Origin of the sequence: Actinomyces sp. SKVG-SVH-4(1) (genome assembly GCF_048514265.1) — a bacterium.
In the GTDB taxonomy this organism is placed as follows: Bacteria; Actinomycetota; Actinomycetes; order Actinomycetales; family Actinomycetaceae; genus Actinomyces; species Actinomyces oris.
The window spans coordinates 31,338-46,066 of sequence record NZ_JBGEVE010000006.1 but is presented as its reverse complement, the minus strand read 5'-3'; the positions used below and the strand labels follow the sequence as shown (position 1 = coordinate 46,066).

Genomic DNA, 14,729 nt, shown 5'->3' with positions numbered 1-14,729 from the left:
TCATCGCCATCGTCACCACCACCATCACCGCTCCCCATCCGCCTCGTCGATGATCCTCCGCCGTCACCGTGACTGGCAGTCGCATCGAAGAGGACCTTTGGTTCCCATCCCTGAGCGGCCCCGCCGCCCTTCGAAAGGACTCCGTTGACTGCTGTGAACCCGGACAGGCTCCGTATCGCCATGATCGGGACGCGAGGCGTCCCCGCCCGCTACGGAGGTTTCGAGACTGCCATCGAGGAGGTCGGCCGGCGCCTGGCCGACCGCGGCCACCAGGTCCTCGTCTACTGCCGCAACCCTGAGCCGGACACCCCGCTGCCCCACACCTACCTGGGGATGCGACTGGTTGAGCTGCCCTCGGTGAAGAACCGCAGCCTGGAGACCCTGTCACACACAGCCCTGTCAGTGGCCCACCTGCTGCGCCGCACCCACCCGGACGCGGCCTTCGTCTTCAACGCCGCCAACTCCCCCTTCCTGCCGGCTCTGCGCGCCGCACGCATTCCGGTGGCCACGCACGTCGACGGCCTGGAGTGGCGTCGCGGAAAGTGGGGTCCCACCGGCAAGCGCTACTACCGCGCCGCCGAGGCCCTGGCCGTGCGCTACTCCGACGCACTCATCGCCGACGCCCAGGGCATCGCCGACTACTACACCGAGGAGTTCAACGCCCCCACCGACCTTCTCGCCTACGGGGCGCCCCGCATCAGCGCCGACACCTCGCGCCTGGCCGAGCTGGACCTGAACCCCAAGGGCTTCCACCTGGTGGTGGCCCGCTTCGAGGTGGAGAACCACGTCGACGTCATCGTGGAGGGCTACGTGCGCTCCGGGGCGACGCTTCCCCTGGTCGTCGTCGGATCGGCACCCTACGCCGACGACTACACCGCCCGCATCGAGTCCCTGGCCGACGGCCGGGTCCGCCTGCTCGGCGGCCTGTGGGACCAGGATCTGCTCGACGCCCTCTACTCCGGCGCCCTGGTCTACTTCCACGGCCACTCCGTGGGCGGTACGAACCCCTCCCTGCTGCGCGCCATCGGTGCCGGGGCGGCGGTGGACGCCTTCGACGTCTCCTTCAACCGGGAGGTCCTGGGCGAGGCCGGCCGCTACTGGACCACGCCCGACGAGGTGGCCGCCCTGGTCGTCTCCGCCGAGTCCGACGTGGAGGCCCAAACCGCGCGCGGCGAGGAGTCCCGCAAGCGTGCGGCCCTCTACGACTGGGACGAGGTGGCCTCCGGCTATGAGGCCCTGGCCCGACGCCTCGCGCTCGAGGGCCCGGTCCGCCGTCGTCCCTCTGGACGGCGCACCGGGAAGGCGGGCTGGTGAGCCGGGGCGGGGCGGCCGGCGCCCGCACCGGTGCCGCCCGAGTCCTCGTGGCCCACCCCTCCCCCGACCTGTACGGCTCGGACTGGCAGCTGGTGGAGACCATTCACGGACTCATCGAGACCGGCCACGAGGTCCTCGTGGCCCTGCCCCAGGACGGCCCCCTGGTGGCGGTGCTGCGCAACGCCGGCGCCCGCGTGGCCGTCATGCCCTTCACGGTCCTGCGTAAGGCCCTGCTCAGCCCCTCCGGCCTGGCGAGGCTCTCCGCTCAGGCCGCCCCGGAGATCGCCCGCCTGCGGTCGGTCATCCGTGCCAGCCGCGCCGACGTGGTTCTCAGCAACACGGTGACCATCCCCTGGTGGCCAGTGGCCGCGAGCGCGGCCGGCATCCCGGTGCTGGCCCACGTGCACGAGGCCGAGGACACCCAGCGCCGGATCATCCGCGCCGGGCTCAACGCCCCACTGCTGGCGGCCTCCCGGATCGTGGCGAACTCCGGGGCCGCCCGCGACGCGCTCCTGGACGCCCAGCCGCGACTGGTCTCACGCACGGAGGTGGTCCACAACGGGGTCGCCGGACCGGACCAGCCCCTGGAGCCCCTGCGCTCCAGGCGGCCCGGGGACTCCTTCCGGATCGCCATGGTGGGGCGACTGTCCCCGCGCAAAGGTGTGGACGTGGCTCTCGACGCCGTCGGGCTGCTGCGCCGCTCAGGGGTGGATGCCTCCTTAAGCGTGTGCGGCTCGGTCTTCCCCGGTTACGAGTGGTACGAGGCCGAGCTGCGTGAGCGCGCAGGTCGAGCGGACCTGGAGGGGCACGTCGAGCTGCTGGGTTACGTGCACCCCACCTGGCCGGTGCTGGAGGCCGCCGACGCCGTCGTCGTGCCCTCCCGGGCCGAGCCCTTCGGGAACACGGCGGTCGAGGCGATGCACGCGGCCCGGCCGCTGGTGGCCTCCCGGGTCCAGGGCCTGGCCGAGGTGGTCACCGATTCGGCCACCGGTCTGCTCGTGCCCGCCGACGACGCACAGGCCCTGGCCGACGCCCTGGGATCCCTGGCGGCCGACCCGGACCTGGCGGCCCGGCTCGCCGCGCAGGGTGAGCGCGAGGCCGCCGAGCGCTTCTCCGTGGCCGGGTATCGCGCCACCATGACCCGCATCATCGACGAGCTCGTTAGGCCCTGAGGCCCCCGCTCCACCGGGTCGGGCGGGAGCACCCCTCCCGCCCGGCCCCGCCGGCAGGCGTCCTGCCGGCTGATCGAGGTGCGGGGCGGCGTCAGCGCTGGGCGGGGCGCAGCGGGTCCTCGGCCAGCCCCAGGGAGAGGCTGAACTCGCCGTCGAGGGGCTGGTCGGGACGTTCGAAGGGGACGACGCCGTCGCACAGGAAGACGGCCATCTCCACGAAGCTGGAGAAGGAGGCCCCGATGAGGTGCTGGGAGCTGGCCAGCAGGTAGAGGTCGACCAGGCCCGAGCGCACACCTTTGACGGTGTTGTAACCACCTTTGTCCGTCAGGAAGACGCAGCCGTCGAACTCCCCGGCCAGCTGCTCCTGGGCCTCGGGGGTGTCGCAGGACAGGAAGAAGGGGACGTCGGGGTGGTCGGCGCGGATCTGGCGCATCCGGTTGGCGAACCACTCCACCGGTGAGGACTCGATGGTCTTGGCGTGGGAGACCGCGTGGGTGCGTACCTGGATGCCGACGTAGGGGCGTCCCCGCAGGTGGGCGTTGTAGAGGGAGCGGACCTCATCGGCGATCTCGTCAACCGGGGTGAGCTCGCGCAGCCGCTCGGTCCAGGGGCGCGGCCCGGCGGGCGCCGTCCCCTCCGCGGCCCTCCCCTTCCAGGCCGGGTCCTCCCAGGTGACGGGCAGGCCGTGGGAGTGGATCTGCCACAGGTGGCGGCGGCGCAGATCGGAGGTGATCCGGACCCCCTTAGGCTGACGGTACCGGGCCACGGGCAGGAGCGCCCGGGAGGTCAGGCGCGATACGGCACTGCCCCCTTCGAATCGCCAGAGCTCATCCATCCGGGGGCCGAAGTACTCGTCGGTGCTCCACACGTAGTAGAGGTCGCGGTCCTCGACCCGAGCGAGTTCCTGGGCGGACAGCAGCGCACGCACACGGTTGCCCAACCCGTCCTTGCGTCCCGTATAGACCAGTAGCGCCTTGCGTCCGGTTAGCAGAGCCATAAGATTCCTTAACAGATATGAGGGGGAATAGAGGGAGATCTCAGCGGGAGTGCCGGTGATCGGTTCGCCGCAGCCCGTCACGGGTCGGCCTCCCCAGGCCCGATGAGGGCCGACGACGAGGGCCTACTGGAGGTCGTTGCGCAGGTCGCGGTACCACTTGGGCAGAGCCAGCGCCACGTAGCCCGCGTAGCCCAGGAGCATGATGCCGTACACCCACAGGAAGACCGTGGGCGCGAAGCGGGTCATGAGCACGAAGCACATGAGCCCGTAGTCCGTGGGAGCCGACAGGACCGACTTGAGGATGCCGGGGCGGGACTCGTCCTTGGCCAAAGGCGTCCCACCGTGATAACGCAGCTGATACGTCAGGATGTAACTGAAGAAGTGAATATTCTGAACCGCTCCGAAAGCCAGCGGAATAAGCAGGACCGGGGACGGTAATTCCGTAAAACGGAACAGCGAGATCGCAATGGCCCCGTGAATTGTCGAGAGCTTGATGACGTCGGCAACGTGATCGAGCCATTCACCGGCTTTGGAACCACCGTTACGCAATCTTGCCAGCTGTCCGTCAGCGGCATCGAGGGCGTAGCCGAACATGAGCAGCAGGGCGGTGGCGACGGCGGACACGACTGTGGGACGCCACAGGGCGATGAGGGCGATGCCGCTGTAGGTGCACAGTGCCGACATGACCGTCACCTGGTCCGGGGTCGCGCCCAGCCGGTGGGCGATCGCGGCCAGGACCCGCCCCGCGGGGCGGTTGATGATGCGGGAGTAGAGGGGGGCGCCGGCCTTGGACTTCTGAGCCCGAGACAGGGCCCTGACGTTCTCGGCGATGGTGGGGGAACCAGCAGGGGAGCTCATGAGGCTTCTCCTTGAGCGGGGCCCGAGGAACCGGGCCGGGTGTTGGACGGATGAGGAACGGCGAGATGAGGGAGTCGGGGGATGTCGGGAAGTGGTCGGGCGTGGGGGCGCGGCGTCGGCTCCCGGGCTGCGCGAGCCGGCTCAGCACCGGCGGCCGACGAGGAGGAGCTCACTGCTGGGCCAGCTCTCGACGACGCCTGGCCACGTCCCGGCGCACCCACCAGGCATACGGGAGGATCTGGCACAGGACCACCGAGATCACCGAGCCCAGGATAGGCCCGGCGGCATCGAAGGGCCCAATGAGGACCCAGGAGATGGCGAGATTCATCGGTACCAGGATGAGCACCGGAATGACCTGGAACTGCAGGCCGCGCGGGTCGGTCATGTACATGCCCAGCGGCTGCTTGCCGGCCTCGACGGCGACATAGGCGGCGAAGGCCCACACGAGCGCGGCCGGCAGGACGATCTTGCCGTGGGACATGACTCGAGCGGCCCAGGGGGTGATGGCCACCAGGGCCAGGGCCAGGAGGAGACCGCCCCCGCTGAAGGCGATGGCCGGCTTGAAGGGGTTCTCGATGCGCTTGTCGGCCCGGGCCCTGGCGAACATGGGCCACATGGCGACGCCGGCCGCCATGACGGTCTGGGTGAGCATGTTGAACAGGTTGTTGGCCAGGTTGTACTCGGCCAGCGCCTGCGACTGCCCCAGGTGGGACAGGAGGAGGCGGTCGGTCTGGAAGGCGATCGGGATGGCCAGGGACTGCAGCAGCTGGGGGCCCGCGGTGTTGACGATGCGCACGCCGCGCACGCTGCGCAGCCGCGGCACGTCCCTCAGGGCGCCCTTGAACAGGGGGCGGGTGGCGCGCCAGGCGACGACGATGCAGATGACCGACACCAGGGCGTTGGCGATGTAGGAGTAGATGGACACGGCGTTGCCGCGCCCCAGCCCGGTGACGATGGCCAGCAGCAGGAAGCAGGACATGGCCGGTGAGACGACCCCCTGACTGATGACCTGGGTGGTCGAGCGCCCCAGCCCGATGATGACCCGCTGCCCCACGGACAGTGGCAGGGCCGCGGCGTAGATGATGAGGCAGACGGTGGCGGTCAGTCCGCCGCCCTCCATGAGCTTGCCCCCCAGCAGCCCGGGCCAGGCGCCCAGCAGCAGGATGACGACGCCGACGGTGCTGATGACCAGGGCGGAGCCGAGCAGCACCCGGACGGCGGTGGTGATCGTGCGCCGCACGGTCGAGTCGTGGGCCGGGTCGTTCGAGCTCGCCACCGTGTTGAGGATGACCGCGCCGATCCCCAGGTCGGTGAAGGGCATGAGGGTGGGGAAGGTGGCCAGCAGGCCGTACTGGGCGAAGGCGTCGGCCCCGAAGTGCCTGATGATGAGGCTGGTGTTGACCAGCCCGAAGACGCCGGACACCCCCATGACCACCACTTTGGCCACGGCTGTGGTTCCCACAGACGACCAGCTGGCGCCTGACGACGACCCCCGCCTGAGGACCCCGCCGAGCCTCCGCAGCGGAGAACGTCGAGAGCCCTGGGACGCGGCCGCTCCATCACTCACCTCAACCGCTGAGAGGCTTGCGGCAACTGAGCTATCGACAGGTCGCCCACACTCAGCGGCACCCGTCGGGGCAGCACCGTCCGCCGACTGCGCCTCGGCCGGCCCGGAAGCCGACCGGGGTGCCGAAGAACTCGACTGGGTCACGTAGCACTCCTGATGTTGTAGGAAGGTCACAATCCGGCATCGGAAAGACACCCGAAGACAGGCACGAGAGTAGACGCATCAAGGCCGGTGACCTGGTATCTTTTGTTTATCGTCTTGTGACATAGACGGTCCCCCACCCACCCCCCTTGGCACAACCCCAGCAAACCGGCTCTGACCTGCAACAACGTCGCCTGCTGGAAGAACCCTGAAAGGTCCCTCAGAGGTGCATTGACACCTCCATATCGTTGCGCACCTGTAACATACAGACATCTCAGAAACCTCTCGACTCCTCATCTTGCCCCTGCGATCTTGGCCACTTCCCACAAATAACGTCCGCAAGACTTAGTAGCATTCTAAAACGCTGCTGTTCACGACGTCCCGTCAGCACTAGCCGACCAGTTATTGCCCACCCACGATCATCCCTGCGGAGTCCACCTTGTCTAGTTCGACCCTGACACTGCCCCAGCGCGAGCAGCACCGGCGTCCCTCGACAGCAGCAGCAGCCGACGCCACCTCCCCCACCGCTCCGCGCAGTCCTTGGGCACGCACGCGCCATGACCTCGTCATCTGGCTCGTCCTGTCCGACCTCTTCGCCGTCGCCGTCCCCTTCTGGCTCGCCCTCCTGGGCGGCCACCTGCCACTGGTCTGGTCCGCGACCACCGTGGGCATCACGATGGTGCTCATCGCCTGGTTCCTGGGAGCGCTCGGTATCGACGCCGTCGAGCAGGCCGGCCCCGGTACGGGCCGCTTCGTCGCCGCGGCCGCCGTGAGCGTCCCGGTGGCCCTGCTGCTGGCCGACCTGTCCGGAGTCGCCCGGACCACCCTGCTCGCCACTCTGGCGGCCCAGCTCCTCCTGGCCGTCACCGGACGCTCCATCGAGGCCGGGTGGCTGCGTCGCCGCCGCCTCGAGGGGCACGCCCTGCGTCGCACCCTCATCGTCATGGGCTCGGGATCCCAGCCCATGCTCACCCAGCTGCGCCGCCATCCCATGGACGGCTTCCTCATCGTGGGCTACCTGTCCTCCGGGCAGGATCGCGCCTTCCACTCGGCTGAGCCCGTGCGCAGCCCCCAGCACATCGCCCAGACCCTGCACGCCGAGCGCATCGACGCCGTCATGACGGTCGGCTCGGTCATCCCCGAGGACCTGGTCACCCTCATGCGCGGCCTGGAGGGCACCCAGGTGCGCCTCGTCGTCGCCCCCGGGCTGCAGGACGTCGTGCCCGGGCGCATGCGGGCCCTGACCGTCACGCACGGCTGGACCGGTCTCATCGCCGTCAAGACCCGCCGCACCCGCGCCGCGGGCAAGGCCCTGTTCGACCGGCTCGCCGGCGCCATCGGGCTGGCCCTCATCTCGCCGCTGCTGGCGGCCACCGCGCTCGCCATCCGCATCGACTCCCCCGGCCCGGTCTTCTACACCCAGACCCGCGTGGGCCAGGACGGCAAGCCCTTCACCATGTGGAAGTTCCGCTCCATGTACATCGACTCCGACGCGCGCCGCGCCTCGGTGGTCAAGGCCGGCGGCGACGCCGGTAACGAGGTCATGTTCAAGGACCGTCAGGACCCGCGCATCACCCGCGTGGGCCGCTGGATCCGCCGCCTGTCGATTGACGAGCTCCCCCAGCTCATCAACGTCGTGCGCGGGGACATGAGCCTGGTGGGGCCCCGCCCCGCACTTCCCGTCGAGGTCGCCAAGTACGACGCCGAGGCGCTGCGTCGTCTCCTGGTCAAGCCCGGGCTGACCGGCCTGTGGCAGATCTCCGGACGCTCGGACCTGTCCTGGGCCTCGACCGTGGCCCTGGACCGTCACTACGTGGAGAACCGGGGCGGAGCCCTGGACGCGAAGATCTTCGCCGGAACGCTGCGCGCGGTCATCGGCGGAAAGGGAGCCTACTGATGATTACCGGCTACGTCCCCGGCGGCTTCGACATGCTGCACGTGGGGCACCTCAACATCCTCACCGAGGCGGCCAAGCGCTGCGACCACCTCATCGCGGGGGTCGCCACCGACGAGTCGCTGGAGCGGATGAAGGGACGCGGTCCCATCGTGCCCCTGGCCGAGCGCATGGCCATGGTGGCCGCCCTGCGCATGGTGGACTCCGTGGTCCCCGACTATGACCAGGACAAGCGCCTGGCCTGGAAGCGCTCCCCCTTCGACGTGCTGTTCAAGGGCACCGACTGGGAGGGCACCGACAAGGGCCGCCGTCTGGAGGCCGAGATGGCCGAGGTCGGGGCCTCGGTGATCTACCTGCCCTACACACCCACCACCTCCTCGACGATGCTGCGCCGCACCCTCGTCCAGGAGGTCGCATCCCGTAGTCCCCAAGGGGCCAAGTGACCACTTCACGTAACGACTTCGAGACGCCCGACACCCCGTCGAGCAGCATCGACTCCGCCGCAACCACCTCCGGTGCCGGTGACGGCGGAAGCAACCGATCCGACTCCGGCGCCGCTCAGACCGAGCCGTCCACCGCGGACCGTCCCGGTCTGCTCACCCGTGCCGCCGGCGCCCTGCGCCCCCGGCGGCGCAGCCGGGCCTCCCGGTCCGACGACATCCAGGACGTCGGCTCGGGCCTGACCTCCGGCACCACCACCTCCCGGCTGGCCGCGACCTTCCGCATCCCCCAGTCGCGCGCCCAGCGCGTACGGCTGCGCAAACGCCTGTCGACCCTGGCCGCCGTCGTCTGCGTCACCGCCCTGGGAACGGCCGCCTGGCTCCACGAGGGCGTGGCCCAGGCCGACCTGCACCTCAATGACGGCGGCGTGTGGGTCACCTCCACCTCCAAGCACCTGGTGGCCCGCCTCAACTACCCCTCCCGCGAGGTCGACGGCGCGATCCGCACCTCCTCGTCCTCCTTCGACGTCACCCAGAACGCCGAGGACGTCCTGGTCCCCGACTCCGGCGACGCCTCCGTCTCCTCGGTCGACCCCTCCCAGGTCGCCTTCTCCGGGCGCACCCAGCTCACCAAGGGCGTGACCATCGCCCAGGGCGGGGACCGGGTCATGGCGGTCGACAAGGTCCAGGGCACCATCCGCGCCGCCAAGGCCAGGGAGGCCGGCTCCCTGACCGCGGCCGCCCCCGTAGTCACCGGCATGCCCGACGTCGTGGCCGCCATCGGCAAGGACGGCGCCATCCACGCAGTCTCGGCCACCAGCAAGTCGCTGGTCTCCCTGGAGACCAGCGACAAGGGCTGGAAGGAGGCCACGAACACCTCCCTGAAGCTGACCGCCGGCACCGATCTGGCCATCACCGCCGTCGGTGACCAGCCCGTGGTCCTGGAGCGCGGCACCGGCATCCTCCACCTGCCCGAGGGCAAGTCCGTCAGCCTGGGGGCCTCCGGCCTGGTGCTCCAGCAGCCCGGCCCCGATGCCGACTCGGTCCTGGTCGCCTCCCGCAACGAGCTCATCTCCGTCCCCCTGGACGGGGGCAAGGTCACCAGGACGCCGTCGGCCAAGGAGGGCTCCGCCCCCGAGGGCGTGCCCGCCCAGCCGGTGCGCCTGGGCAAGTGCGTCTACGCGGCCTGGTCCGGATCGGGCCAGTTCGTGCGCAGCTGCTCGGGGCTGTTCGGCGGCGGCACCGACACCGCCCACGACGACAAGCTCGCCGCCTCCTCCGCCCCGGTCTTCCGGGTCAACCGCGACGCCATCGTGCTCAACGACCTGGACACGGGCTCGGTGTGGCTGCCCAACGAGGACCTCGTCCTCATCGACGACTGGACGGACAAGACCGCCCAGACCGACGACAACGCCGATCAGAAGGACGACTCGGCCAACACCTCGGACTCCCAGACCCCGCCGGAACGCACCGAGGAGAACCATCCCCCCAAGGCGGCCGATGACAGCTTCGGCGTGCGCCCGGGCCGTTCCGCGCTCCTGCCGGTGCTGGCCAACGACTCCGATCCCGACGGCGACGTCCTCACCGCCACCCCCCAGGACAACGGAGGCTCGCTCAAGGCCACCAAGGCCCAGGGCGGACTGGCCCTGCGCATGGACGTTCCGGACAACGCCTCCGGCAGCTTCTCCGTGCCCTACACGGCCGACGACGGCCGCGGGATGAGCGACTCCGCCGTCGCCACCGTTGACGTCCACGGCTGGGACGTCAACGGCGCCCCGAAGCAGATCACCACCCCCACTCTCACCGTCGCCGAGAAGGCCTCCGGCTCCCTGGACGTGCTGGGCCACTGGCTGGACCCCGACGGGGACGACCTCTACCTGGTCTCCGCCCAGGGCGAGGGCCTGGACACCAAGGTCTCCAACGAGGGCACCGTCACGGTGCGCGAGCTGGGCGCCGGCACCGGCACCCGCGACCTGACCGTCACCGTCTCCGACGGCCGGGAGACCACCTCCGGCGTGGTCAAGGTCGACGTGCAGCCGGCCCAGTCGGCCAAGCCGATCGCCAACGCCGACCACGTGCGCGTCGTCGCCGGCTCCAAGGCCGTCGTCTCGCCCCTGGACAACGACACCTCCCCCTCCGGGGGGACCCTGCGCCTGGCCGCGGTGCAGGAGGCCCCGGCCGGGACCTCGATCAGCGTCGACCAGCAGGCCGGTGTCTTCACCTTCTCCACCGAGCCCAACGCCCAGGCCCAGACCTACTACCTCACCTACGACGTCATGGACGGCGCCAACACGGCCCAGGGCATCGTGCGCGTGGACGTCACGCCCAAGGCCGACGCCACCGTGCCCCCCGAGGTCGAGAACGACACCGCCCTGCTGCGCAACGGCGGCTCGACGACCATCGCCCCGCTCACCAACGACTTCGACCCCTCCGGGGGGATCCTGGTCCTGCAGTCGGTCAAGACCCCGCCGGACTCCGGGGTCACCGTCACGGTCGTGGACCACTCCCTGCTGCAGATCAGTGCGGCCAGCACCGTGCCGGCCAACCTGACGGTGGAGTACACGGTCACCAACGGCACCTCCAGCGCCACGGGGAAGGTCGCCATCGTCCCGGTGACCCAGTCCCAGCCCCAGCCGCCGGTGGTCACCAATGACACCGCCGTCGTGCGAGCCGGCGACGTCGTCACCGCCTCCGTCCTGGACAACGACTCCTCCCCCGCCGGTCTCAACCTGTCGGTGGACTCCCAGCTCAGCCTGGTGGGCGACGAGCTGGGCACCGCCTGGGTCAGCGAGAACACCGTGCGCTTCCGCGCCGGCAACCAGCCCGGCCGCACCTCCTACGCCTACACGGCCAAGGACGACCAGGGCCAGACCGCCTCGGGGGTCCTCACCGTGGAGGTGCGCGCCCAGGACGCCGAGCACAACTCCGCTCCCTCACCGCGCAACCTGGAGGCCCGCACCCTGGCCGGCTCGACCACGAACATCACCGTGCCGCTGGACGGCATCGACCCCGACGGCGACTCGGTGAGCCTCGTGGGCCTCAACCAGGCCCCCTCCCTGGGCTCGGTGGAGATCAACTCCTCGTGGCTGACCTACACGCCCTCCGAAGGGGCCACCGGCACCGACACCTTCACCTACGTCGTCGAGGACCGCTTCGGGGCCCAGGCCACCGGCACGGTCCGGGTGGGCGTGGCCCAGGCCTCACCGCTCAACGTGGCCCCGGTGGCCACTGACGACCTGGTCGTGGCCAAGCCCGGGCGCACCGTGGCCGTGGACGTGCTGTCCAACGACCTGGACACCGACGGCGACAGCCTGTCCCTGGAGGGCGACCCGGTCTCCTCCGACCCCTCCCTGGGCGTGTCCACCCGCGCCGGCCGCCTGGTGCTCGACCTGCCGGAGAAGGAGGGCAACCACTCGGTCACCTACACCGTCTCCGATGGACGCGGCGGCACCGACACCGGCACCGTCACCGTCCAGGTCTCGAGCAACGCCCCCCTGGCCAACCCGGTGGGCGTGGACGACTACGTCACCGTCGACCAGGTCGACGCCAACGGCAAGGTCACCGTCCCGGTCCTGGACAACGACAAGGACACCGACGGCTCGCCGTGGGACCTCAAGCTGTCCTCCTCCGACCCCGACGTCGAGGTGGGCAAGGACTCGCTGAGCCTGACGGTCGGCGAGACCCAGCGGCTCGTGCTCTACACGATCACCGACGCCGACGGGCTGACCGGCCACGCCGTCGTCGTGGTGCCGGCCCGCTCGGCCCTGCGGCCCCGCATCAACCCCTCGGCCGTGCCCGCCCGGGTGCTGGCGGACAAGACCACGGACATCAACCTGTCCTCCTACATCCTCACCCGTGAGGGCACCAAGCCCGTCATCACGGACACCTCCTCCATCCACATGGCCAAGGGCACCAAGGACGCCAAGGTCGCCTCGGGCGGGTCGGCGCTGTCCTTCACCCCCGACTCGGGCTTCACCGGGCAGACCTCGGTGACCTTCACCGTGGCCGACGGCACCGGCTCCGACGCCCTGAGCTCGACACTCACGCTGCCGATCATCGTGGAGTCCTCGACGAACCGGCCGCCGACCTTCACCCCCACCGAGATGACGGTGGCCCCCGGCGAGGGGGCCGTGACGGCCAACCTGGCGGCCATGGCCACCGACCCCGACCCGAATGACAAGCTCTCCTTCCAGGCCGGTCCCGCCCCCGCGGGATTCGAGATCTCCCTGAGCGGCTCGACGCTGTCGGTCAAGGCCTCCGACAAGACCGCCGAGGGCACCACGGGCTCCATCCCGATCACGGTCTCCGACGGCGTCAACCCGCCGGTGAGCGCCTCCCTGCCCGTGCGGGTCAGCGCCTCCAACAAGCCCCTCATGACCACGGCTCCGATCAACCTGGAGTCCCGCAACGGCGAGGCGGTCAGCACCGACGTGTCCAAGGCGGTGAGCAACCCCTTCCCGGACAAGCCGATCACCCTGTCCGGCACCCCGACGATCACCTCCGGCCAGGGCTCGATCAGCGCCTCGGGAACGACTGTGACGATCACGCCCAACAACGGGTTCCACGGCACCATCACCGCGCAGTACAAGGTGCTGGACTCCACCGGCTCGGAGTCCCGGGCCGTCACCGGCACCATCACCGTCCAGGTCGGTGGGGTGGCGCCCGCAGCCCCCTCCGGGGTGAGCGTGGCCCCCGTGGACGCCGACTCGGCGCGCGTGTCCTGGACCGACGGCTCCGCCAACGGCTCCCCCATCACCGGCTACAAGGTCAGTGTCAACGGCTCCGAGCAGTCCTGCTCGACCTCGAACTGCCTCATCAGTGGTCTGGCGCCCGGTCAGAGCTACAGCATCCAGGTCGTGTCCACCAACAAGTACGGCGACTCCGAGGCCGCGACGGTGTCCTACCAGCACAACGCCACCGCCAAGACCCCGGCCGCGCCCACGCTGACGGCCGGCTCGGGCAAGGTCACCGCCGCCTGGACCCAGGTGGACGACCCCTTCGGGGGCACGGCGACCTATGACGTGCGCCTGTCCGACGGCACCGTGCAGTCGGGCATCTCCGGGGACTCGGCCTCCTTCGACGTCTCCCCGGGACGCGCCTACACCGCTCAGGTGCGCGCCAGGTCCAGCCAGGGGACGGTCTCGGAGTGGTCCTCCTCTTCCAACTCGGTGACGCCCTACGGCGAGCCCGGCACCCCCGGGACCCCCGTCATCACCCCCAACGGGGACACGGTCACCATCGGCTGGCAAGCCGCCAACGGCAACGGCAGCCCCGTGAGCTACACGCTGCACTACTCCAACGGGCACACCAGCGACTCCAAGAACGTGGGAGGGGCCACCTCCGCCACGGTCTCGGTCTCGCGCGGAACCTGGACCTTCTGGGTCGAGGCCGAAAACGGTCACGGCTCCAAGACCTCGGGCCAGGCCAGCTACACCTACAAGCCGACCCCGCTGACGCCGTCGACCCCCGCCGTCAAGGCCACCGGCAACAGCGGCGAGCTGTCCGTGAGCTCCTCGCCCCGGGCCGGCAACGGCTGGAGCGTGGGCGAGCTGACGGTGGAGTACTCCGTGGACCAGGTCACCTGGACCAGCTCCTCGACCATCCGGGGACTGAACGACGGGCAGGCCTACACCGTCTACGCCCGCGCCAACGGCGGCGGGCAGTACTCCGACGTCGTCGCCTCCTCACCGGTGGCGCCCTACGGTCCGCCGTCGGCCCCCTCGGTCAGCTGCGAGCTCACCGGCAAGAAGCAGAAGAAGGTCTCCTGCTCCTGGAGCCCCGGTGCCAACAACGGCGCCGGCGCCGAGTACGAGCAGACCGACGACGGCGGCAAGTCCGTCGAGGACATCGAGATCGGTGACACCTATGACGGCAAGCTCAAGCGCGGCGAGTCGCTCACCTGGTGCGTGCGGGCCAGGACCAACGCCGGCACCTCCGAGTGGGGCTGCGACACCGTCACCCGGCCGTCCAAGCACGACAACGATGACGACGATGACGATGACAAGAAGCAGGCCTACCCGGTCGGCACCGAGCAGCAGTTCTACGTGGACTACACGCAGAGGTGCCACCCCTTCGGCCCCTGGGGCACCTGCTACCAGATGGTCTTCGACATCACCGGAAACCCCAACAGCACCGTGTCCTGCGGCTACTGGTACTGGGACACCTGGAACTGGCAGCCCGCCTGGAACGAGGAGGAGATCGCCCTGGATAAGAACGGCTACGCCCGGCACAAGTTCCCCCACCGGACACCGAACTGGGACCAGACCATCACCTGCACCCAGCAATAACCGGTTCATTAACCGGATCGATGCCCAGTACGCAACAAGTCACACACCCACCTCTCTCC

8 protein-coding genes are annotated in these 14,729 nt (G+C 70.0%); 5 read left to right on the top strand and 3 right to left on the bottom strand.

Annotation, left to right across the window (positions count from 1 at the left end):
- Nucleotides 1-180: 180 nt before the first annotated feature.
- Together AB7V09_RS06735 and AB7V09_RS06730 are read left to right on the top strand one after the other, a co-directional pair.
- Nucleotides 181-1,314 carry a DUF1972 domain-containing protein gene (locus AB7V09_RS06735; protein WP_075414198.1) on the top strand — a complete coding sequence of 378 codons (1,134 nt, stop codon included), beginning with the start codon at nt 181-183 and terminating at the stop codon, nt 1,312-1,314.
- The gene (locus AB7V09_RS06730; protein ID WP_419143295.1) at nt 1,311-2,486 is read left to right on the top strand and encodes a glycosyltransferase family 4 protein; all 1,176 of its coding nucleotides are present in this window, start codon (nt 1,311-1,313) and stop codon (nt 2,484-2,486) included. Before AB7V09_RS06735 ends, AB7V09_RS06730 begins: the two co-directional genes overlap by 4 nt.
- Nucleotides 2,487-2,577: 91 nt before the next feature.
- Here AB7V09_RS06730 and AB7V09_RS06725 read toward each other — a convergent pair whose 3' ends face one another.
- The 3 genes from AB7V09_RS06725 to AB7V09_RS06715 form a co-directional block, all read right to left on the bottom strand.
- A complete protein-coding gene (locus tag AB7V09_RS06725; protein WP_419143294.1) occupies nt 2,578-3,483 on the bottom strand; it encodes a NodZ family protein in 906 nt (301 codons plus the stop codon).
- A 123-nt stretch (nt 3,484-3,606) separates the two neighbouring features.
- Nucleotides 3,607-4,341 carry a CDP-alcohol phosphatidyltransferase family protein gene (locus AB7V09_RS06720; protein WP_279015369.1) on the bottom strand — a complete coding sequence of 245 codons (735 nt, stop codon included), beginning with the start codon at nt 4,339-4,341 and terminating at the stop codon, nt 3,607-3,609.
- A gap of 169 nt (nt 4,342-4,510) precedes the next feature.
- On the bottom strand, nt 4,511-5,770 hold the full coding sequence (locus AB7V09_RS06715) for an oligosaccharide flippase family protein (protein WP_419143356.1): 1,260 nt from the start codon (nt 5,768-5,770) through the stop codon (nt 4,511-4,513).
- Nucleotides 5,771-6,488: 718 nt separating this feature from the next.
- Here AB7V09_RS06715 and AB7V09_RS06710 point away from each other — a divergent pair.
- From AB7V09_RS06710 to AB7V09_RS06700, 3 genes are read left to right on the top strand one after another with little or no spacing between them, the layout of a single operon-like run.
- Complete coding sequence (locus tag AB7V09_RS06710) at nt 6,489-7,946, top strand: sugar transferase (protein WP_308680512.1); 1,458 nt, start codon at nt 6,489-6,491, stop codon at nt 7,944-7,946.
- Nucleotides 7,946-8,386, top strand: coding sequence for an adenylyltransferase/cytidyltransferase family protein (locus tag AB7V09_RS06705; RefSeq protein WP_009407724.1), 441 nt, complete (start codon nt 7,946-7,948; stop codon nt 8,384-8,386). Before AB7V09_RS06710 ends, AB7V09_RS06705 begins: the two co-directional genes overlap by 1 nt.
- Entirely contained in the window at nt 8,383-14,670 is a 6,288-nt protein-coding gene (locus tag AB7V09_RS06700) for an Ig-like domain-containing protein (protein ID WP_419143293.1), read from the top strand. Before AB7V09_RS06705 ends, AB7V09_RS06700 begins: the two co-directional genes overlap by 4 nt.
- Nucleotides 14,671-14,729: the final 59 nt, after the last annotated feature.

Bases quoted from the DNA above. Each gene is read 5' to 3' on its own strand.
- AB7V09_RS06725 (WP_419143294.1), bottom strand. From the start codon at position 3,483: ATGGCTCTGCTAACCGGACGCAAGGCGCTACTGGTCTATACGGGACGC.
- AB7V09_RS06720 (WP_279015369.1), bottom strand. From the start codon at position 4,341: ATGAGCTCCCCTGCTGGTTCCCCCACCATCGCCGAGAACGTCAGGGCC.
- AB7V09_RS06715 (WP_419143356.1), bottom strand. From the start codon at position 5,770: ATGGGGGTGTCCGGCGTCTTCGGGCTGGTCAACACCAGCCTCATCATC.
- AB7V09_RS06735 (WP_075414198.1), top strand. From the start codon at position 181: ATGATCGGGACGCGAGGCGTCCCCGCCCGCTACGGAGGTTTCGAGACT.
- AB7V09_RS06705 (WP_009407724.1), top strand. From the start codon at position 7,946: ATGATTACCGGCTACGTCCCCGGCGGCTTCGACATGCTGCACGTGGGG.